At 46.8% G+C, this 21,286-nt stretch carries 14 protein-coding genes and 1 pseudogene; 11 read left to right on the top strand and 4 right to left on the bottom strand.

The features are described from left to right. Window positions 1-118: pseudogene (locus ACO0KV_RS14745) on the top strand (IS30 family transposase); the annotation flags it as partial. Window positions 119-359: 241 nt separating this feature from the next. After that, complete coding sequence (locus tag ACO0KV_RS14750; RefSeq protein ID WP_423043356.1) at window positions 360-2,057, top strand: long-chain-fatty-acid--CoA ligase; 1,698 nt, start codon at window positions 360-362, stop codon at window positions 2,055-2,057. Between the two features lie 185 nt (window positions 2,058-2,242). Here the strand turns inward: ACO0KV_RS14750 and pstS are convergent, their stop codons facing one another. Next, window positions 2,243-3,280, bottom strand: a complete 1,038-nt coding sequence (gene pstS / locus ACO0KV_RS14755) for a phosphate ABC transporter substrate-binding protein PstS (RefSeq protein WP_423043358.1) — start codon at window positions 3,278-3,280, stop codon at window positions 2,243-2,245. 565 nt (window positions 3,281-3,845) lie between these two features. Between pstS and ACO0KV_RS14760 the strand changes: the two genes are divergently transcribed. Further along, window positions 3,846-4,691: a serine hydrolase gene (locus ACO0KV_RS14760; protein ID WP_423043362.1), complete on the top strand. Its 846-nt coding sequence runs from the start codon at window positions 3,846-3,848 to the stop codon at window positions 4,689-4,691. Between the two features lie 627 nt (window positions 4,692-5,318). Next, window positions 5,319-6,467 (top strand): ATP-grasp domain-containing protein, encoded by a 1,149-nt coding sequence (locus tag ACO0KV_RS14765; protein WP_423043364.1) that lies wholly within the window; start codon window positions 5,319-5,321, stop codon window positions 6,465-6,467. Window positions 6,468-6,634: 167 nt separating this feature from the next. On the opposite strand, the gene sppA is transcribed toward ACO0KV_RS14765, so the two are convergent. Together sppA and ACO0KV_RS14775 are read right to left on the bottom strand one after the other, a co-directional pair. Continuing rightward, window positions 6,635-8,491: a signal peptide peptidase SppA gene (gene sppA, locus ACO0KV_RS14770; RefSeq protein ID WP_423043366.1), complete on the bottom strand. Its 1,857-nt coding sequence runs from the start codon at window positions 8,489-8,491 to the stop codon at window positions 6,635-6,637. Between the two features lie 23 nt (window positions 8,492-8,514). Beyond that, window positions 8,515-9,528 carry a S1/P1 nuclease gene (locus ACO0KV_RS14775; RefSeq protein ID WP_423043368.1) on the bottom strand — a complete coding sequence of 338 codons (1,014 nt, stop codon included), beginning with the start codon at window positions 9,526-9,528 and terminating at the stop codon, window positions 8,515-8,517. A gap of 523 nt (window positions 9,529-10,051) precedes the next feature. Between ACO0KV_RS14775 and ACO0KV_RS14780 the strand changes: the two genes are divergently transcribed. Then, on the top strand, window positions 10,052-11,728 hold the full coding sequence (locus ACO0KV_RS14780) for a peptide chain release factor 3 (RefSeq protein ID WP_423043370.1): 1,677 nt from the start codon (window positions 10,052-10,054) through the stop codon (window positions 11,726-11,728). 396 nt (window positions 11,729-12,124) lie between these two features. Next, window positions 12,125-12,439 carry a hypothetical protein gene (locus tag ACO0KV_RS14785; RefSeq protein ID WP_423043372.1) on the top strand — a complete coding sequence of 105 codons (315 nt, stop codon included), beginning with the start codon at window positions 12,125-12,127 and terminating at the stop codon, window positions 12,437-12,439. A gap of 84 nt (window positions 12,440-12,523) precedes the next feature. Here the strand turns inward: ACO0KV_RS14785 and ACO0KV_RS14790 are convergent, their stop codons facing one another. Further along, entirely contained in the window at window positions 12,524-13,291 is a 768-nt protein-coding gene (locus ACO0KV_RS14790; protein ID WP_423043374.1) for a YoaK family protein, read from the bottom strand. A 971-nt stretch (window positions 13,292-14,262) separates the two neighbouring features. On the opposite strand from ACO0KV_RS14790, the gene ACO0KV_RS14795 reads away from it, so the two are divergent. The 5 genes from ACO0KV_RS14795 to ACO0KV_RS14815 all read left to right on the top strand — a co-directional run bounded on the left by ACO0KV_RS14795 (window position 14,263) and on the right by ACO0KV_RS14815 (window position 21,274). Continuing rightward, entirely contained in the window at window positions 14,263-16,926 is a 2,664-nt protein-coding gene (locus tag ACO0KV_RS14795; RefSeq protein WP_423043376.1) for a TonB-dependent receptor, read from the top strand. A 569-nt stretch (window positions 16,927-17,495) separates the two neighbouring features. Continuing rightward, window positions 17,496-18,410, top strand: a complete 915-nt coding sequence (locus tag ACO0KV_RS14800) for a BadF/BadG/BcrA/BcrD ATPase family protein (RefSeq protein ID WP_423043378.1) — start codon at window positions 17,496-17,498, stop codon at window positions 18,408-18,410. 17 nt (window positions 18,411-18,427) lie between these two features. Continuing rightward, complete coding sequence (locus ACO0KV_RS14805; protein ID WP_423043380.1) at window positions 18,428-19,162, top strand: GntR family transcriptional regulator; 735 nt, start codon at window positions 18,428-18,430, stop codon at window positions 19,160-19,162. Beyond that, on the top strand, window positions 19,159-20,271 hold the full coding sequence (nagA, locus tag ACO0KV_RS14810; RefSeq protein ID WP_423043382.1) for an N-acetylglucosamine-6-phosphate deacetylase: 1,113 nt from the start codon (window positions 19,159-19,161) through the stop codon (window positions 20,269-20,271). The genes ACO0KV_RS14805 and nagA overlap by 4 nt, the downstream gene beginning before the upstream one ends. After that, complete coding sequence (locus tag ACO0KV_RS14815) at window positions 20,264-21,274, top strand: SIS domain-containing protein (RefSeq protein WP_423043429.1); 1,011 nt, start codon at window positions 20,264-20,266, stop codon at window positions 21,272-21,274. The genes nagA and ACO0KV_RS14815 overlap by 8 nt, the downstream gene beginning before the upstream one ends. The last annotated feature ends 12 nt before the right edge of the window (window positions 21,275-21,286 follow it).

Raw genomic sequence — 21,286 nt, forward strand, 5'->3', positions numbered from 1 at the left:
TACACAACAGGAGATTGATCACGCCATGAAAAGACTGAATAATCGACCAAGAAAAAGATTAGGATACCTTACACCCAATCAGGTATTCTTCAAAAATACGCTTGCACTTCAAAATTGAACTCGCGAATGTATTTACTAGCAAAACTTGATGGGAACGCCAGTCTCACTGGCGGCTTCCCATTCATTTTTTTTAGAATGAAAGAATACGAGGAGGGGCGTGATTTCGTTGTTGATGTGCGGATGATGGTGCATTAGCGGCGATGTTGAAAAAGTTGATAGATGTTGATTTGATGATAGTGATTTGAAATAGATCGGTTGTGCTTAATTTCCAAAAAAAACGACAAGTTCAGGAGACAATAATGAGCGAAACACCTTGGATCAAATCTTACCCGCCAGGCGTACGTTGGGATGCCAATTTACCTGTCAGTGCGGTTCCGCAGTTGTTACACGATGCCGTTGAACGCTGGGCAGATCAGCCCGCACTCGAGTTCATGGGCAAACGGACGACGTACCGCGAATTACAAACGCTGGTCGATAAAGCCACCAAAGGATTTCAGTCCTTGGGTGTCAAACCCGGTGTCCATGTTGGGTTATTTCTGCCCAATACGCCGCACTATGTGATCTGTTTTTTTGCAATTTTACAAGCAGGTGGCACGGTCGTTAATTACTCCCCACTGGATGCAGAAAAAGTACTCTCCCACAAAATTGAAGATAGTCATACCGATCTTCTTGTGACACTCGATATGGTGATGCTGTATCCACAGATGGCAAAGATGCTGTCGCATACCCGCTTAAAGAAAATGATCGTTGGTAGTATTGCGGAAATGTCGCCTTACCCCGAACCCGTCAAGGCGAATTTACAGGGTGCCGGACAGCTGTGCGCGATTCCGGACGATGCGCAGCACGAGTTGTTCGCCAGTCTGATCGATAACGACGGTCACTATCAGCCTGTTGCAGAAACGAATCCCGCTGACACCATCGCTGTACTGCAATATACCGGCGGTACCACGGGATTGCCTAAAGGGGCGATGCTGACGCACGCCAATCTGACGACTGCTTGCAGTCAGATAATGGAAACGACACACACTGATCCACCGATATTGGAAGAAGGAAAAGAGCGTTTACTGGCAGTTTTACCTTTGTTCCATATTTATGCCTTAACGGTTGATATGCTGTTTGGCATTCGCATGGGTGCAGAGATCGTGTTGCATACGCGCTTTGATGTTGATGCCGTTGTCAAGGAATTGGCAGCCAAAAAAATTACTGTATTTCCTGGCGTACCAACTATGTATGCAGCGATTATTCAACACCCGCAGATCACTGAGTTTGACCTGACATCACTCAAATTCTGCAACTCTGGTGGCGCTCCTTTACCTGCACAAATCCTGCAAAAATTTCAGACGTTGACCTCGTGTAATTTGCTTGAAGGTTGGGGGATGACAGAAACTTCACCGACCGGCACGTTCACGCCATCAACCGGTGTGCGAAAATCAGGTTCTTGCGGACTTCCAACGCCTGGGATTAGTTTTAAATTTGAAAGCATCGATGAGCGCGGCACTTATGTAGCGCTTGGTGAGCGTGGTGAAATCTGCGTGTCGGGTGCTAATATCATGAAAGGCTATTGGAACAAGCCAGACGCCAATAGAGATGCGTTTACTCCCGATGGATACTTCCGCACTGGTGACGTTGGTTATATGGACAGCGATGGGTTTGTGTACATTGTTGATCGTACCAAAGACATGATTTTGTCTGGCGGCTATAACGTTTATCCGCGCAATATCGAAGAGGCGATTTATCAGCACCCTGCCGTTGCCGAGGTGAGTGTGATTGGCATTCCAGACGACTACCGTGGTCAGGCGGCTAAAGCATTTATTAAGCTCAAAGCGGGTGCTGCTTCGTTGTCGTTTGATGCGTTGAAGGATTTTTTACGCGATAAATTAGGTAAGCACGAAATGCCGCAGGAAATCGATATCCGGGCGGAATTACCGAAGACGCCGGTTGGTAAGTTGTCTAAGAAGGAGTTGTATGACGAGGAAGCGAAGCGGCGTGGTACGTAGGCGTTTAGTTAATTGAATCGATCCTACTTCGTGGGGTGGGGAACCCTTCCACGGCTTTGTCCAGATTCTCTGTAGTCGTAAAAAAGGGATGTCACGATAAATGTGAAATCCCTTTTTTTGTATCGCTTGAAAAAGATCAGTCGTCAAATAATCTGCTGATCTCTGTCATCAATGGAGTTGGACAATTACCAGACCGCTTTGCCAGAACCGTCTTTGATCTGTGCTTTCCATGTTTTCTCAATCAGATCAACAACGCTCGATGGCATTGGGATGTAATCGAGTTCGGTTGCCATTGCCGTGCCATTTTTGTAGGACCAGTCGATGAACTTCAGTGTTTCTTTTACTTTTGCCGCATCTGGTTGAGTTTTGTGAACCAGAATAAATGTTGCTCCAGTAATTGGCCAGCTTGCTTTACCTGGCTGGTCAGTAGACACAACAGCAAAGCCTGGTGTTTTGTCCCATGCAGCGCCGGCTGCAGCAGATTTGAACGTATCAGCATCTGGTGTAACAAACTGACCTTCGCGGTTTTTCAGTTGAGTGTAAGACAGATTGTTTTTCTTTGCATATGCAAATTCAACATAGCCGATAGAGCCGTTGATACGCTGAACGTTAGCAGCAACACCTTCGTTACCTTTACCGCCCAAGCCTGCTGGCCATTTGACGGCTGTGCTGGAGCCAACGACCTTTTTGAACTCTGCATTGACTTTAGACAGGTAGTCAGAGAACAAGAAAGTAGTACCAGATGCATCAGAGCGGTGAACGACAGTGATATCTTCCGTTGGTAATTTAACGCCAGGATTGATTGCAGCGATTTCTGCGTCAGTCCATTTAGTAACTTTACCCATGTAGATGTCAGCGATCAATTGGCCAGTTAATTTTAGTTGACCTGGTTTGATACCGTCGATATGCACAACTGGCACGACACCACCCATGACAACTGGGAATTGCAACAAGTCTTCTTTGTCTAATTCTTCTAGGGTCAACGGCATATCCGATGCGCCAAAATCGACAGTATTTGCTTTGATCTGTTTAATACCACCGCCAGAGCCGATGGATTGATAGTTCAGGCTATTGCCAGTCGCTTTTTTGTAAGCCTCAGCCCATTTGGAGGCAATAGGGTACACGAAGCTTGATCCTGCACCAGTGATTTCAGCAGCGATCGCGGAAGAGAATGTGAACAATGTTGCAGCAGTTACGAGCGTGGTTTTCAAAAAGAATTTCATTTTAATATCCTTAAACTCCAAACTTGGAGACCAGAACCATACAGATTATTTATGACGGAACAATGACGCACCGAAGTTGTTTCAGTAATAAACGCCGTAATGTACAAGTATCATTACCTAACGGTGACATAGCACTTCATGCTCGGTCGCTTTTCAGTCGACGAAGATGTCGCTAAAAACGGCTCAATTACCTTTGAACATAGCCAGTGCTATCAAAAAATGGTTTAAATTTTTAATATTTTTTTAATATTTTTATACGTTTCCATTTTTACCTGCAGTAGCTATTTTTAATAGCGTTGGATTACGTAAGGGGGCCTGTCGTGGTTCATGAAAAAAATTGCTCTCTAACCTAATTTAATCTGGAAATTTCTTTTTAATACGTCATAATCTCTGGTATTGTCCAAAATTGATCCTTGCATACCAAATCGAGTTCTCATCCTACGTTTTGTGTCTCTCGTGATCGAGCTCGCTGATCTTATGTAAAGATCAGCGATCGATGCGGACAATAAAGTTGGTCATGCATCTCAATGCAAACTTCAATTTAAATTTAATCAGGTGTTAAGCAATGTTGAAACGCTTAGTTGGTCTCTGCTTGGTGCTGCATTTAGGTAGCGTTGCAGCGGTGCAGTTGAATTCGCAACACGCAATCGTTGTCGAGGATGGCACTGGTAAGGTTTTGCTGGAAAAAAATGCTACCGAAGTCGCACCGATTGCTTCGTTGACGAAACTCATGACAGCCATGGTGATCCTCGACGGTAAGCCAAATATGGATGAAATGATCTCCATCGAAACGGCTGATTTAGATACGATCAAGCATAGTATGTCGCATGTTCCGGTTGGCTCTACGTTGTCCAGAAGAGATGTCTTGCAACTTGCTTTGATGTCCTCTGACAATCGTGCAGCTGCAGCGCTTGCGCGCACCTATCCAGGCGGAATCGTCGCATTTGAGAAGGCGGTTAACGTCAAGATCAAAGCACTTGGCATGAACAATACGGCGATGAAAGAGCCAACTGGCTTATCTCCTGAAAATACGTCGACGGCAGCCGATTTGGTGAAGATGGCTGTTGCAGCATCCCATTATCCACAGATCACAGATATCACGACCGACACCTCAGACACGATCGAACTCAAAGGTCGCAAACGCCTTTTCCATAATACCAATCGTCTGGTTGGCAGAAAGGGGTGGGACGTTTTATTGTCTAAAACCGGATTTACGAATGAAGCAGGCAATTGCCTGATTATGCGCATCAAACTTGCTGAAAAAAAAGCGACATTAGTTCTCTTGAACGCTAGCGCCAGTTCTTCCCGCTTTGTTGATGCCATGAATATCTCCCGCTTAATTAAGGGAGAAGGCATCGCTCCGAGCACTCATGCTTCAATGCGCCGCCGTTCCCGGTCCGCTAAGGTCTGATAAAGACAATCAGCTCAGCGCGTCCGCTGGCGCGCAGAGCTTGCGACACACGTAGTTTCACATCTCATATCTCAACTCCTGCCATCAGTTGGTCAGCGGAATCAAGTCACACCGTTGACAACGATCGCAACGACTCCCTTCAATTTACATAGCCAAGAAAAGCTTGGCTGCGACGTTACATTGAGAACTCTCTCTTCAATCTATCCGTGGCAAGTAGAAAACGATTGCTCCATGACCTCTTCAAAAGTGATGAGAGCGGAGCAATGAATGAGTCCGAATTAAGTTGCCAAAAATAATGAATTATTGTGGGGCAAGAAAGAATACTGCCGTGCTTTAATCTTGTATTAATTTCAATTTTCTTTAAATATGTTTAAATAAATTTAATTTTATTGCAAGACTTATCTTGACGTTGTACATTTGTAAATATTCGTGTTTGCCGAGATTTTTTAACGCTGAAAATTTTCATGTTGTTCAATTTTTAGAGACATAAAACAGCCTTACCTGATTCTTTGTATCTGTCGTATCGTAATGGCATGCCGTAGGCGATCAGCATTATTTATCTTTAAGAAAGAAAAAAATTCAACGTTGCTACATGTTCGTTGTTCATTCCACTTTTGACATAATTTTATGCGTCATTTCCGCGTTTTGATTGTTACTTTTGCACATTGGGAGGGGCTCTCCCGGCTACCTGCTTTATTGCATGATGCGGGGTGTGAAGTTGACGTATTGGGTGTTCCCGGTAATTTTTCAGCCTATTCGCGGCATGTAAAGCAATTTTATGTTTCACCGGATGACGTTGATGCGGTTGTTGCCGATTTGAATGTCCATTTACAAAATCAGAACGATCACTATAACTGGATCGTCATTGGCGATGATCCCTTACTCTACGCGTTAGAGCAACGCAGAAAAGAGTCTTGGGCACAGCACACTTTTCCTAGCATCGCTGGTGACAATGGAATCGATTTTATGACATCGAAGATCGTTTTTATTCAGCGATGCAGGGAACGTCAACTACGTATTCCTGATTTTGATTTATGTTCGCATCAGAGCCATTTACAGGTGGCGGGACAGCGCCTAGGGTTTCCATTGGTAATTAAAGAGGCGCAAGGGTTTGCAGGGTTGACTGTCAGAATCGTCGACAACGTCGCTGCCTTAGCTGAGATAGTCCCCAAGGGGGAGGTGATTGCACAACAGTTCATTAAGGGACGTTTGGTGAGTTGTGCAGCTGTGTATAAAGACGGTAAGCCCATCGCATGGTTTTCGTATTATCGATCGCGCACCTGGGGCGCATGCGGTCAGTCCACGGCGATTGAGTTCAAGATTTTTCCAGGAGTAGAAAACATCTTACAAGAGCTGGGTAATTTGTCCGGTTTTTGTGGGTTGTGTGGGATTGATTTTATCGAGCAAGAGCAAACTGGTGAACTGGTGTTACTGGAGCAAAACTTCCGTCCCACACCGACAATGGATTTGGGAGATCGGGTTGGCGTTGATTTTGCGAAAGCTATCCGCGTTTTAATGGATATGGATCGCGCTGGCGACAGATCAGTCTTTTTGCAAAAACAGGTGCTACAAAAAGTGATCCCTTTGTTTCCTCAGGACGTGTTCCGTGCTATTGATGCCAGGGACACTCGGGGTTTATTGATGTGGTTATTGAATCCCCTCAGGTGGACCGAGATGCGATGGGGTGAGCCATTCATTCTGTTTCAAAACATGCGCCATATTCTTGCCAAACTGCGCGGCAAAAAAATCAAATCGCACGCTATTGAGTCAAATTAGACTAGTAGAAATAATTTTTTCTGATCTTCAGCGAGAAGCCGAGTTGGCGTTTATGTCGACTAGCGAAGCCCAATCACTGTTGGCTGGCATCAGAAAAAATCAGACAAAAAATTAGAAAAAAATCAGACAAAAGGGCAACTGAATTCTATCAGTTGCCCTTGATTAGCTTATGGTGCAGTACACAAGCAGTGGGTAATCGCTGAATACCCTTTGCCTTCTTTATTCAGATCAGATAACCACGTAAAGTCAGCAACCATTTGTTTGGCTGCTACAGGTGGGATACCCGTTGGCACCAGCGCGACTTTGAACTGATCCTGCAAAATATGTGCTGTTTGTGCACCAATCAGATCGAAGATACGATCAAATTTGGTCAGTTCAGGCTCGATGTAGTTGATACGATAATCATTGCCCAATTTAGCACGTACCGCAGCTGATTTAAGAGCGTCAGAATAGCTGCCCACGGTGTCGACCAACCCACGTTCTTTCGCCTGTGCACCTGTCCATACGCGACCTTGTGCGACGGCATCGATTTTTTCTGGAGTGGTTTTACGTGCCGCAGCAGCTTTACCAGTGAATTCAGCGTATATGTGATTGATGCTTGATTGCACTAATTCGCCAAACTTTGGATTCAGAGGTCGCAGTGGGTTAAATGGATCCGCTAACCACGTTGTCGTCGTGCCTCCAGTGTGAATGCCCAATTTTTCAATCGCTTTATCTGCTGTCGGCAAAATAGCGAAAACGCCAATCGATCCCGTGATTGTTGCTTCGTCAGCGATGACTTCATCGGATGACATCGAAATCCAGTAACCACCTGATGCTGCGACGTTACCCATGGAAATGACTACCGGCTTACCCGCTTTACGGGTTAGCTCCAACTCGCGGCGGATTAATTCTGAACTGAATGCACTGCCACCGGGTGAGTCTACCCTTAGCACAACTGCTTTGATGCTATCGTCTTCACGCGCTTTTCGGATGAGTGTGGATGTGGATAAGCCACCAATCGCACCAGGGGGCGCGGTACCATCGCCAATTTCACCCTCAGCCACGATGACACCAACTGCGTCACCGAGTAATTTAGGCTTCTGACGAGCGAGGTAGTCATCAAATGCGACCTGACGGAAGGTGTGGTTTTGTTCGTCTCGTGCGGCACGTTTGAGCATCAATTCGCGCAATTCATCGCGTGTTTTTAAACCGTCAACGAGCTTCATGTTGATCGCTAATTTTGCAGCATCATCACCAGCTGCCGTCATCAATGCAGGCAAATCATTGATCCCTTGCATGATGCTTCCTGCCGGAAGCTTGCGTGCCTGTTCAACGTTATTGGTGTACGTTTTCCACATCGCGTTGTAGAGGAAACTTTCTGCCTCAGTCGCTGCTTCAGATGGCGCATTGGCAATGTAAGGTTCAGCAAAACTCTTATAGGTACCTACCTTGAGTAAGTTAACAGTGATGCCGACTTTGTCGAGCGCATCATGATAGTAGTTTCTGTATTTGCCGAAACCTGTCAACATCACGCTGCCCATGGGGTGCATGTATACTTCATTGGCATGCGCCGCTAAAAAGTACTGGCGCTGGTCGTAGCTTGAACCCCAAGCAACGACGGTTTTTCCGCTTGCTTTAAAGCGATCAATGGCAGCAGCAACTTCGCGCAACATCGGCAACCCGGTCGCTTGCATATCATCGAGCAACAAAACGGCACTCGTGATTTTGTTATCCTTGGCTGCGCTATCGAGCACGGTTAAGATGTCACGTAATTGTGTCGATTTTTTTGCGTTGCCTTGCGCTTCCGCTAGCAATGCATCGCGGGCATTTCCTGAGTGCTGCTCAACTAAAGGTCCCTTCAGGTCCAGTACCAACACGGTTTTGTCTTCTAACTTCGTCATGCCACCACCAAAGATTGCGGTGACGATGGCAATCAGAATAAATAGCATGACGAGATTCAAAAATATTCTGCGGCTGGTATCGAGCGCGTTCCAGGCGAACTTAAACCCTTTACCAATCCAACGAAACAGAGGAAAACTCATAGTTAAATCCTTTTTGTCTAAAATCATTCAGGCCAGATGGCTTGGAGTAGTTGTGCCAAATGGGCGCCCGCGCGAGCAAGGGCATCTTCTTTGACATTCTGCATAGTTTTTTCATATTCTAGTGGTAAGCCGATAGACCAGTTGCTTCCATACAGATTTTGCGTGCTTTTACTGAATTGTGCGCCACCAAAAACTAAACTTGCATCACGAATTGCATCATCTGCCCACAACACTGGCAACGCATCGATAGGGGCTGCTGCGAGTGTCAATGATCGTGCTTTTCTTATCAGCATACCGTTCATCTTACCGTGCTTGAATTGAACCGGCATATCGTCCCACAAAGCGTGAAAATTGCCGCACGGACATTGCAAGGCATTACCACCAACGGTGTTGTTGTTCTGATCGTGCGCAACTTCATCAGGATTAATAACTTTACCGTCAGCGTTCAAAAAAACGGATGCGACATGTAAAGGTTGATGAATATCCCCGATGTAGTGGGTAATCAACGTCAACGCCTCTGCCTTGTCTTTCATATCGAATGGCGAAGGCTGCGGCTTGCCTTGTAACACCAATGCCGCTGCCTGAATTGCATGAACGACATCGTGATCGCTGGTGCCAGTATAGCCATTCTGGTAATGCGTGTGTTGCAAGCTAACATCCGCATAATGATATTGCTTATGGCAGCTTTCTTCTCCTGCTGCTCGATGGCAGGCATCATCGTTACGTTTGACATAGTCAGCCATGGCCGCGATGCCGCTTGCGGTCTCAAATGGAGCACATTCTGCATAGCGCCCAGTTGATGTGTAGGCGAAATCTTTCTCTGGTGAGATACCTTTGACACAATCAGCCCAGACGGATATTTTTTCCAGACTACTATTCCCAACCAATGCCTTTACCTGCGCCCCTGCTTTAGTGCCGACCAACAGCGCGTCAGCTATTGCTCCAACGGTCTGATGGCCATCAGCACCCCATGCAAAGCTGAGTTGCGGTAACGTGCTGGTAGCAAGTACGGTCAAGTAGATGAAGATTTTTTTCATTTAAGTGAATACGAAAAATAAGTTTAGCCACAAGTAAAACCGTCTCGCGAGGCTTTAATAGGAGAGTCATTACAAACTTCCCATCAGAGCTCATCTCGCTATAGAGCCAGTTTTTGTGGTTACTGTTGAAGTTTAGTTAGTCAGGACTTACGCAAAACCGCACCAGTAGGTTGAGGGCTCCTTGCCTACTTTGGGTACGGTTTTCGTCGCCGCGCCTTGTTGGGAGAATTTTGCGTAAATCCTTTTAATATATATAGTATCTTGCAAAGATGACTAGGATATAGCAAAGCACTAAAAAAACGTACTCGGCGTTGAGATTGCCGCGGCAGGAATACGATTTAGTCCGCAACAGGTGTGCAATAGAGACCGAGATTACAGTAAATCATGTTTTATTGTAAATAAAATTATCTTCATCTCGTCTTGTCTGAATGGTTGTTATCTTCCTGTTAATTCGACTTCGGCGCCAATACCAGCTAAACTTGCACGTTTTTCTTCCATTTTTGCGGCATCTGCAATGAACACCATGAACGAATCTTCAGGCGATAGTCCTGAATCAGCATCAGACTCCACAGTTGAGTCTGCGAATGCTACGTCGCCATCGAGCGAGCTGATCAGCCGCGAAGTGGCCCGTCGCCGTACCTTTGGCATTATTTCTCACCCGGATGCAGGTAAAACCACGCTCACTGAAAAGCTGTTGATGTTCTCGGGCGCGATCCAATTGGCGGGTACGGTCAAAGCGCGTAAGAGTGGACGCCATGCCACCTCTGACTGGATGGAAATCGAGAAGCAACGCGGCATTTCTGTTGCATCTTCGGTCATGCAGTTTGAATACCGTGACCACGTTGTGAATTTGCTCGATACACCAGGTCACCAGGACTTCTCAGAAGATACGTACCGCGTATTGACCGCGGTCGATTCTGCCTTGATGGTGATTGATGCGGCAAAAGGTGTGGAAGAACAGACCATTAAGCTGCTCAATGTCTGCCGGATGCGTAGTACGCCGATCATTACGTTTGTCAATAAAATGGACCGTGAAACGCGCGATCCGCTGGAACTGCTTGATGAGCTTGAGTCTGTACTGAAGATTCAGTGCGCGCCGGTGACCTGGCCGATCGGGATGGGTAAAACTTTCCGTGGTGTCTATCACATTCTGAAAGACGAGATTCTGCTGTTCACACCAGGTAGTGAGCGTGCTGATCAGGAATTTGAAGTCATTAAAGGCATCGATAATCCACGTCTGGTTGAGATGTTCCCACTGGAAATCGAACAATTGAAAATGGAAGTTGAATTGGTCCATGGTGCCTCTAATCCATTTAGTCTCGAAGACTTCTTAGCTGGCGTGCAGACACCGGTATTCTTTGGTTCTGCGATCAACAACTTTGGCGTGCGTGAGATTCTCAACGCATTGCTCGAATGGGCGCCTCCGCCACGTGGTCGTGATGCGACAGTACGTACCGTCGAGTCCGGCGAAACACCATTTTCTGGATTTGTATTCAAGATTCAGGCAAACATGGATCCGGCGCACCGTGATCGTATCGCCTTCTTGCGTGTCTGCTCAGGTCGTTTTGAACGCGGCATGAAACTCAAGCATTTGCGCCTCAGTCGCGATATCAAAGTGTCGTCTGTTGTGACGTTCATGGCGTCTTCACGCGAGCAAGTTGAAGAGGCTTATGCAGGCGATATCATCGGGTTACCAAACCATGGCAACATGCAAATCGGTGATAGCTTTTCTGAAGGTGAGTTATTGCAATTCACTGGTATCCCTTATTTCGCGCCTGACTTTTTCCGTACAGCACGTATTTTAAATCCGCTAAAGATCAAGCAGCTACAAAAAGGCTTGCAACAGTTGGGTGAAGAGGGCGCTGTCCAAGTATTTAAGCCAGTCGTCAGCAGTGATCTGGTGTTAGGTGCCGTTGGTGTGTTGCAGTTTGAAGTCGTTGCAAGTCGTCTCAAAAACGAATATGGCGTTGATGCGGTATTTGAAGGAACGAGCATCAGTAGTGCGCGCTGGATTACGTGTGATGACAAGAAAATGATGGCTGACTTTGAACGATCGGCCGCAGGTGCCAATATTGCCTATGATGCCGCCGGCAATATGGCGTATCTCGCCACATCTGGCGTTAATCTTAAACTGACGCAAGAACGCTGGCCTGGCATTACATTCCATGCCACCCGGGAACATGCGGCCAAATTAGGTTGATTGTCATTGGATGAGGTCACGAATCAATTCACGAATCACTTTACATTTTGTAGGCTAAAAATCTATTGATTGAGAGAATTATTTTTTGTTCTGCCCGGAAGAGAAAGCGACAATCATTTCTTGCGGGAAAAATAAAAAATAAAAAAACTGAATGACGTACCACTGCGGCTTACCGAGGTTTTTCCCTCGGTAAGCCGCAGTGCTATTGGGCTTCTTAAAATCGGCAAATATTGATTTTGTTTGCTACTATGGATGTCGCCTGATGAGCCAGAGTCATCGCACTGGAGCGGTATGTAGTTATTTCGGGAAGGTTTCAATCAAATCTGGCTGTACGATCCTACACGTATTCATTTCACTTCCACCTCACTTGTTTTGTTGTAAAAAAGGAGTTTTGTCATGGCACTTTTCTTTATTGAAGCAGTCCGGTTTGACGATAGTGGCGAGCGTGTCGCCAGGGTGCGCTGGGGACGTAGCAAAGGAGGGCAGGTGATGCCGCCAACCGTCATTGATGGGGCGCAAGAGGTAGATGTGATGGATGTATGGACAACACTGAGTAACGGTGATGAGGTTGTCACAAAATTTCAACGTGACAACGGCATTATTCTTGGCCCCAAAGTGGTTGGTATTTTATATGAAGACGGTATGCCTGGCCTGTCAATGGAGATTGACGAGGTCTATGGAAGTCGTCTCAGCGACTTGCCACAATTTTAAAGTTTGTTCGCCTTGCCGGTAGGCTACGGCTTATCGGTGAGGCAATCGTACAATCGCAATCAGTGCGTTTTTCGGTGATTGAGTTTAGTTTAACTTCAGACGCTGCTTCAAATTTGGTGCTAAAGACAGAAAAATGAGCGCGATTGCTAAAGGCACTGTAGCAATAAATCCGAGGTGCTTGAACGCTGATGCACCCAATACACCCCCGACAAAAAAAGCACCGACCAGCATCAGATGTAAGCGTAATTTTTTGCGGTTTGCGCCAACCTCTTCATTTGGTGTCGACACACTTTTGTCCTTGTTCCAATAGAGCATTTTACCTACTTCTATTCCAATATCTGTGACCAGACCAGTCACATGCGTTGTGCGGATTTCTGCGTTTGAAATCTTAGTAATTAACGCATTTTGTAATCCCATCGTATAGCACAATAAAACCGTCGTGAATGAGACGGTAATCACTTCGTGTTGCTGCAGTTTCGTGCCGATCAGTCCAAATAACAGAAGTAGGATCGCTTCTAGCAGGAGTACTGGTGTGTAAATGTAGGGAAGACGATTGCGCTTGGCGAAGTTGACAATCAATGCAGTACTCGCGGCGCCGCTGGCAAAACTGATTAATGAAACCAATGCTGCCATGGCAGGCAAGACTCTGCCCAGCACCAAGTCATCCGTTGCTGCCGCCAACATACCTGTCATGTGCGAGGTGTACTGCCCAACCGCTAAAAAACCACCGGCATTCAGCGCCCCCGCCACGGCTGCCAATGTGACGCCAAGGTGAAGATTCGTGCGTGGAGAACGTTTTGGCGAGGTCAGTGCGGACAGATAGTTGATCGGCATATTGCTGCGTAAATTCATCGTTGGTGTCGAGTGGTCAGTGTAGCGGAGAACGTTATCTGGCGGGGTGCTTTACGCTGGATAGGAAATCAAAAAACCTTGATCAGGCACAAAATTAACTCGCACACTACTGCGGCTGAGCTGCGCAAGCAAGGCAGTTTTTCAGCTATCTAACTCAAAAAAATCATCTGAGATGCAGTGATACCACTTACATACTTCCACATCTGCATCACTACGGAATTGCATCGCTTTTATTGGCGAAAACAATAGTGTGGTGACACCCGTCAGTGGAAATAGTCCTTTGTATTGGATGTGTTTAAAACATGGCGCTCACACTGTGCAAACGCTCTTTTGCAGTGACTGAATTTGTTATTGAGAAGCATCTTTGACGGTCTGTATTTTGATGTTTATTCGCCCCGTCATATTCAATTTTTTGATATGAAACAAGTGAATATGTATATATGTTTGTTGGAAAAACTAAACAGACCACTTTGAATTTGGTCTGGAAATAATTTAAATAAAGTCTTTTTAAAACAATGATTTAAGTTATTTTATTGATGTTTATAATTAATACCAATATAGGGCATGTTAATACCACGTAGATACCGCTTGACAACCACTTTTGCCGTCCTTAAAGTGGGGTTCATTCGATCATTTTGTTTGATTTTTATTTGGTTTAAACGAATAAAAATTAAGAAAAATTCGAATCAAGGTGAGAGAAAAATACTTAAAACTCATCGTTTATGCGGGTACATTCAGTCGTTTTTATGGGTGTAACGGGTAAATGGAAATAATATTTCCATGTGCTTGATCTGCTGTGTTGCTCAACAAATTCAGGTATTGCGCAAGCACTATTTGTACTTTTAGTGGCATCTAAGTGGATTTGCTTGGTTTAGTAATGCTGGTGTTTTTTGTGTTGTAAAGAACTTGTTCTTTCTGCAAATTTGAGTGATTTGACAAAAAATTGATTTAGAAAAATCTTGGGGGAGTAAATGAAACGTAATTCAACACCTGGTTTGACGCCAATCGCGTTGGCAGTCGCACTTCTGGCAACGGGGGCATCCACGTCTGTGTACGCACAACAGGCAGACCAACCTCAGACACAAGAAGTGGTTGTGACTGGTATCCGTGCTTCTATGCAACAATCGATCAACCAAAAACGTAACGCAGAATCACTGGTTGAAGTGATTACGGCGGAAGACGTGGGCAAGATGCCGGATAAAAACGTTGCGGACTCTCTGCAACGTATTCCTGGTGTGAGCGTTGCAACAGCGGGCGGTACTGAAGGTGGTTTCGGTGAAAACGATCGCGTTGCATTGCGTGGCACACCTTCTGCATTGACACTGACGACATTGAATGGTCACACCGTATCGAGCGGTGACTGGTACGCGGCTAATATTTCTGGCGGTGGCCGTAGTGTCAGTTACTCTTTATTTCCTTCTGAGTTGATTGGTCGCGTGACAGTACATAAGAGTTCACAAGCCAATCTGGTTGAGGGTGGGGCGGCTGGTAGCGTCGATATCGAAACACGTAAGCCGTTAGACTTTAAGCAGCAATTGACTGTGCAGGGTTCTGCAGAGGCAGTCAATTCTAGCCTAGCAAGTAAAACAAATGGTCAATTCAGTGGCATGATTAACTGGAAAAATGACGAAGGTAACTTTGGTTTATTAGTACAGGCTTTTGATGAAAAGCGCAGTTTGTTGCGTGATGGTCAGGAATTCCTGTGGTGGGACAAGATGCAGTCGGGCTACGATGGTTCTGGCTGGGTTCAGGCGCATCCTGAAGTCGTCGGTAAGAACATTTCTTTGTTGACTGGTACATCCCAGTTCCAACAAGACCGCGAACGCAAAGGTGGTATGCTCGACGCGCAGTTCAAAGTCAATTCCGCTTTGACGTTTGACCTGACTAGTTTCTACTCTCGCCTTGACGCGACTAACGTCAACCGTAACATGATGTTCGCGCCCTATTCAGCAATGACAAATGGCTGGTCTGGTACTGGTGGTGTTGCGCCATCTGCATGGACGATCGTTGGCAATACCATTACATCATTGACGCTGCCTGCAACATGCCCAGCAGGTCTCAATTGCTCTAGTATGTCAACGACAGTACAAGATATCGCTGTCCGTCCTGGCTCTTATAGTGACTCTAAGTTCGTTAATCTGGATGTTAACTACAAAGCCAGTGATTCACTGAGCTACAGCGGTAAGTTGGGTCAGACGCAAGGTACCGGCCACACAACTGATATTGGCTATGAAGTATGGAATGCCTATAGCGGTGGCAGCATCACATTGTTTGGCCTGAGCCAGCCAGCACAGATCGTTGTGCCAGGTTCTAACCAACTGACTTTCCGTCCAAATGGTCCTATCGGCGGCTGGGCATCTGATGTGACTGCTAAAGATAAAGAGTCCTATGGTCAGATCGATGGTACTTGGGCTACTGGTAACGATATTCTGCATAGTGTGAACTTTGGTCTGCGTGCAGCATCACATTCCCGTAATCTGACAAACTTGAATGGTACTGTTGGCGCTGCAGGTACAACAATTGCAGGTGCACCAAGCGGTGTAACAACATTCACTTCCAGCTTGCCTAACGTATTGAACAATACGTGGACAATGCCGGGAGATTCTGTCACTGCATGGGCGAATAAAAACGTCACGTTCAACAACCATTCCTATCAGTCCGAGTTCAAGATTGAGGAAGATGTGCAGTCTGCCTACGCAATGGCCAACTTCAATGCAGAAAAAGTGTCTGGTAACTTCGGTGTTCGTTTGGTCAGCACGAAAGAACACGTAGAGAATGGTTCTCCAAACGCTACATGGTCACCAATCGTGACAGAAAACAGCTACACCGATGTTTTGCCAAGTGCAAACTTCCGTGTTGATCTGACGAACAATCTGGTCAGCCGTTTTGCAGTGAGCCGCACAATGGCGCGTCCTGACTTTGGTCAATTAGCATCCTTGACCTTGCTCGACACGCAAATGACTGGTTCTGGTGGTAATCCAAACCTGAAACCAATCCGTTCGACTAACTTTGATGCTGGTATCGAGTGGTATTTTGCACCAAAATCATTGTTGTCCGCTGGTGTGTTTGATATGTCCATGGATTCTTATGTGACATACGGTTCTTTCGTGCAGTCTTTCTATAACAACGCACAAAAAGCCTACACCAAATACAACATGAGTGCAGCGTTGAATACGACGGCTGAAGTCAAAGGTATCGAACTGGCGTATGTTCAGGATATCGGTCGCGGCTTTGGTGTGAACGTGAACTACACGTATGCTGATGGTAAAGAAACGGGTAAAGCAACTGGTTCTTCCTGCGCTACAACGGGTGATTGCAGTATGGTGGGTACATCCAAGAACTCGTACAACCTTGGTGCGTACTTTGAAAATCAAAAGTTCAGCGCTCGCTTGCAATACAGCTACCGTTCAGCATTCCTCAATGGCCTAGATCGTAACAGTGCGATTTACCAGGATGCCGTTGGTACGGTATCAGCTTCTGTATCTTATAACATCACTGATAACATCAGTTTATCGTTAGAAGGTAAAGATCTGAATGACCCAATGTTGAAGTCCTATGCGACGACTCCAGATCAACCACGTGCATTCTACAAAAACGGTCGCCAGATTTATTTTGGTATCCGCGCAAAACTGTAATTGGCACGTTACTTGTTGACTTGATGTAGCCAAACAATGGCGGAGCATTCTCTGCTCCGCCATTTTTTTCACAGAGCCCATTCCCTCGCTATCTGTTGTGACGATTTTCTGTAATGCAGATGTCGATGGAATGCGTTTTGTCTTGTATTTTGTTATGGCAGTACAGGATCGCGATAAGGGGCACCTCAGTAGGTGAGGTGCGACTTGATTTTCATTATCCTCAGCGGGGTGTTTTTCGGTGAACTGGATAAGCGTCTGAGCTGATGTCGGGCTGTTTGATCGGAAGTTGGCAGCAAGACCATCGTGCGTGCACTTTTTGTGTTGTTCTTGCCGGACTTGGTCGGTTTGAAATCGAAGAAAATTGGTTTGAAGTCTTAGAAATAGTAAGAGGTATTACTGGCTCGTATTATTTCGATACAATACCACTTAAATACCTATTGACAGCCACTACTAATAAACTTTACAGTGAACGCTTTAAGTTTAACAGAACTTTCAATGTGGATTATGTTTCCGATAATTTACGTATAAAAATTAAATTAATGAATAATTTACGGATCTCAGAGGTAAATTTGAACGCGGCAGAAAATATCGTCAAGGATACTATCGCTTCGTCATCGGCCTATCTGATTGGGGTTGATGGCGGTGGTACTGGCACGCGAGTGGTGTTGGCAGATGCCAATGGGGTTGAATTAGCACGTGGTGCTGGTGGACCATCTGGTCTGGTTCATGGTCGGCAACATGCATGGAATTCAATTCTGGTGGCGATAGGGCAAGCGTTTGAACATGCTGGGCGCACATTGCCGACATTGTCATCGATGGCGATCGGTTGTGGGTTGGCTGGTGTTAATAACGTTCAGTGGGCAGCAGAGTTTGTCGCGCTCAATCCTGGCTTTGCGACCGTGGTCGCTGAAACGGATGCTTATACCACCTTACTGGGTGCCCATCTTGGTCAGCCAGGTGTTGTGATTGCGTTGGGGACAGGCAGTGTTGGCGAGGTGTTGCAAGCCAATGGTCAGCGACGTGAAGTTGGCGGGTGGGGCTTTCCGGCTAGTGATGAGGCAAGTGGTGCTTGGTTGGGCTTACATGCCGTCAATCATCTGCAAAGAACTCTCGATGGCAGGGCACCTGCTAATCCGTTTTCAGTGGCCGTGTTAGCACATTGTGGTGGCGACAAAAATGCCGTATTTAGCTGGTTAGCCAGCGCGAATCAAACCCGTTACGCAGAATTGGCACCGATTGTTGTCCGTTTTGCTGCCGAGAATAACGTGGCGCAACAAATTATGTTGGACGCAGGCAAAGAAGTGCAGGCCATGGCCTATGCACTGGATGCCAGCGGAGAATTACCGATTGCTTTATGTGGTGGACTGGCAGCAGCAGTCGCCCATTATTTACCAGAAGAATTGCAACAAAAAGCACAAAAGCCGCAAGGAGATTCTGCGCACGGTGCGTTGATTATGATTCAACATCATTTGCAAAAAAACTAAACCAGAGAGACAAAAACATGTTGGCACAACTGGATGATTTTAAACCCGATAGTGATAGTTCTACGCCGTTGTACCTACAACTGGCAAACAAATTAGCGAACGGTATTCACAGCGGACAGTGGCAACCTGACGAAGCCTTGCCTTCCGAGCGCATGCTGTCGGAGTCACTGCAAATTTCAAGGGTCACTGCGCGTAAGGCGATCGATATGCTGTGTGAACGCGGCCTGCTGACACGTAAGCATGGTTCTGGTACGTACATCACGCCCAAGCTGGAGCAGCCGTTGTCCCGCTTAACAAACTTTAGTGAAGAACTGCGTCAGCGTGGTTTTGTTCCAGGATCACGCTGGATTTCACGCGAGACGGGCATCGCATCGCCTGAAGAAATTTTATCGCTGGGCTTGTCCCCCAATACCGTCGTCTCACGCCTGAAACGTCTGCGTACCGCTGATAACGTGGTGATGGCAATCGAAAGCACCACTATTCCGGCGATGTATATGCCGAATCCTAAATTGGTGACCGACAGTTTGTACGGCTACCTCGATTCGCATAACGTGGCGCCAACGCGCGCGTTGCAGCATATCCGAGCGGTGAATGCGACGCCGGAACAAGCCAGACTAGCGGATATTAAACAAGGTGCAGCGATGTTATTTATTACCCGCGTCGGCTACCTGCCAAACGGCACCGCTATTGAGCTGTCGCATTCCTATTGCCGTAGCGATTATTATGATTTCGTGGCGGAGTTATTCAGATGAGTTTGCATCAACAAGTACGCGGAAAAATACTGACGCCGGACGGTTGGATTATTGGTGATATTCAATTCTCTGAGCGCATCGAAGCAATTCACTCTGTCGATGGCATGGCAGAGCCCGAATTCACGATTTTGCCTGGCTTTGTGGATTTACATGTTCACGGTGCCGGCGGCAAAGACACCATGGAAGCAGGTGATGCGGTCCAAGTCATTGCAAGACAACATGCGCAGCATGGAACAACCAGTTTGCTGGCAACCACCATGACAGCGCCGATGGCTGACATCGAAGCCGCGTTGCGGGCGATCCAGCCAGTGATTGCTGAGCGACCAAGTGGTGCGGCACGTGTACTCGGTGTGCATCTGGAAGGGCCTTATATCAACCCCGGAAAACTTGGTGCGCAACCCGATTTTGCAGATATTGGTTCTTTAAATCAGGTCAAACATCTGGACGCCATTGCACCCATTAAACTGATCACAGTTGCACCAGAAATAGAAGGGCATTTGCAATTAGTCCGTGAGCTGAGTGACATGGGCATGCAGGTACAAATCGGTCATACATTAGGTACGTACGAAGAGGGTGTCGCTGCATTAGAAAATGGCGCGAAAGGTTTTACTCATCTGTATAACGCCATGTCCCGCCTAGACCATCGGGCGCCTGGTATGGTCGGTGCTGCACTGGCACACGCTGAGTTCTCAGAAATTATTCCAGATTTATTGCATGTGCATCCCGGCGCGATTAAAGCGGCGATGCGTGCGATTCCCCATCTATATTGCGTCACCGATTCGACTGCGGCATCAGGCATGCCCGACGGACAATACATGCTCGGCCGTCAGGTCGTGCATAAGTGTCTGGGGGGAGTGCGCCTCGAAGACGGCACACTGGCCGGCAGTACTTTGACCATGGATCAGGCTTTGCGCAATTTGGTCAGTATCGGACTCGATCTGGAGGATGCTTCCAAGCGGGTTTCTACCTATGCTGCTGATTATCTCGGATTATCTGAACGTGGCCGCTTAACGGCGGGTGCGTTTGCCGACCTCGTTGTGCTGGATCGTCAGCTCAACCTTATTGCTGTGTATGTAGAAGGAGAAAAGATTGACCTCGCAAATGCTTAAAGAAGCGTGTTCTTCCGCGGAACGTGTCGCTCAACAATTAACCCACGATCGTGACCGTTACGCTGATCTTGGCGCCCATCTGCGCGCGTATCCGCCGACCTCAGTCGTAACAGTTGCTCGCGGTAGTTCAGATCATGCAGCGAACTATGCTGCTTATCTGATTATGCAAAGGCTGGGTCGCATTGTAGCGTCGTTGCCGATGTCACTCGTGACGCTCAATAAAGCGCCATTACAAGCCAAAGATGCGTTAGCGATTGCCATTTCACAGTCAGGCCAGAGCCCAGACGTGGTTGAACCGATCTCCTATTTCTCTCAAGGTGGTGCAACGACCGTTGCGTTGGTCAATGATGCCACATCGCCATTAGCACAAGCAGCGCAATGGACCATGCCACTGCATGCTGGCCCTGAATTAAGTGTCGCCGCGACAAAGAGTTTTATCACTTCGTTAGTGGCAGGGGCACGTCTGGCAGGCCATTGGCAAAATGATGCAGAATTTCTGGACGCGATTGAGCAATTGCCAGAAGCGCTGACCGCAGCGACGAAATTGGACTGGTCTCCTGCATTGGATGTATTGACACCAGCGCAGCGCATTATGGTGGTGGGTCGCGGTATCAGCTTCCCAGTGGCATTGGAGTCTGCATTGAAGTTTAAAGAAACCTCCGTGATTCAGGCCGAAGCATTCAGTGGCGCTGAAATCAAACACGGTCCAATGGCATTGATTCATGACGGTTACCCATTACTGATTTTTGCAACCCGCGGCCCAGCACAAGATGGTTTGATTAAGTTGGCCGAAGAAATGCGTGGACGTGGTGCTAATGTCTTGCTGGCTGCCCCTGACAATATCAAAGAACGTAACCTCACATTGCCAGTGGCTGCGACACCTGACCTTGATCCTATCGTAGCAATTCAGGCGTTTTATGTGATGGCTGCACATTTGTCGGTAGCACGTGGTTTAGATCCAGATAAGCCACGTCACTTGAGTAAAGTCACCAAGACGAACTAAGCGAGCTTTCAT

Source organism: Undibacterium sp. RuRC25W (assembly GCF_049339825.1).
Classification (GTDB): domain Bacteria; phylum Pseudomonadota; class Gammaproteobacteria; order Burkholderiales; family Burkholderiaceae_D; genus Undibacterium.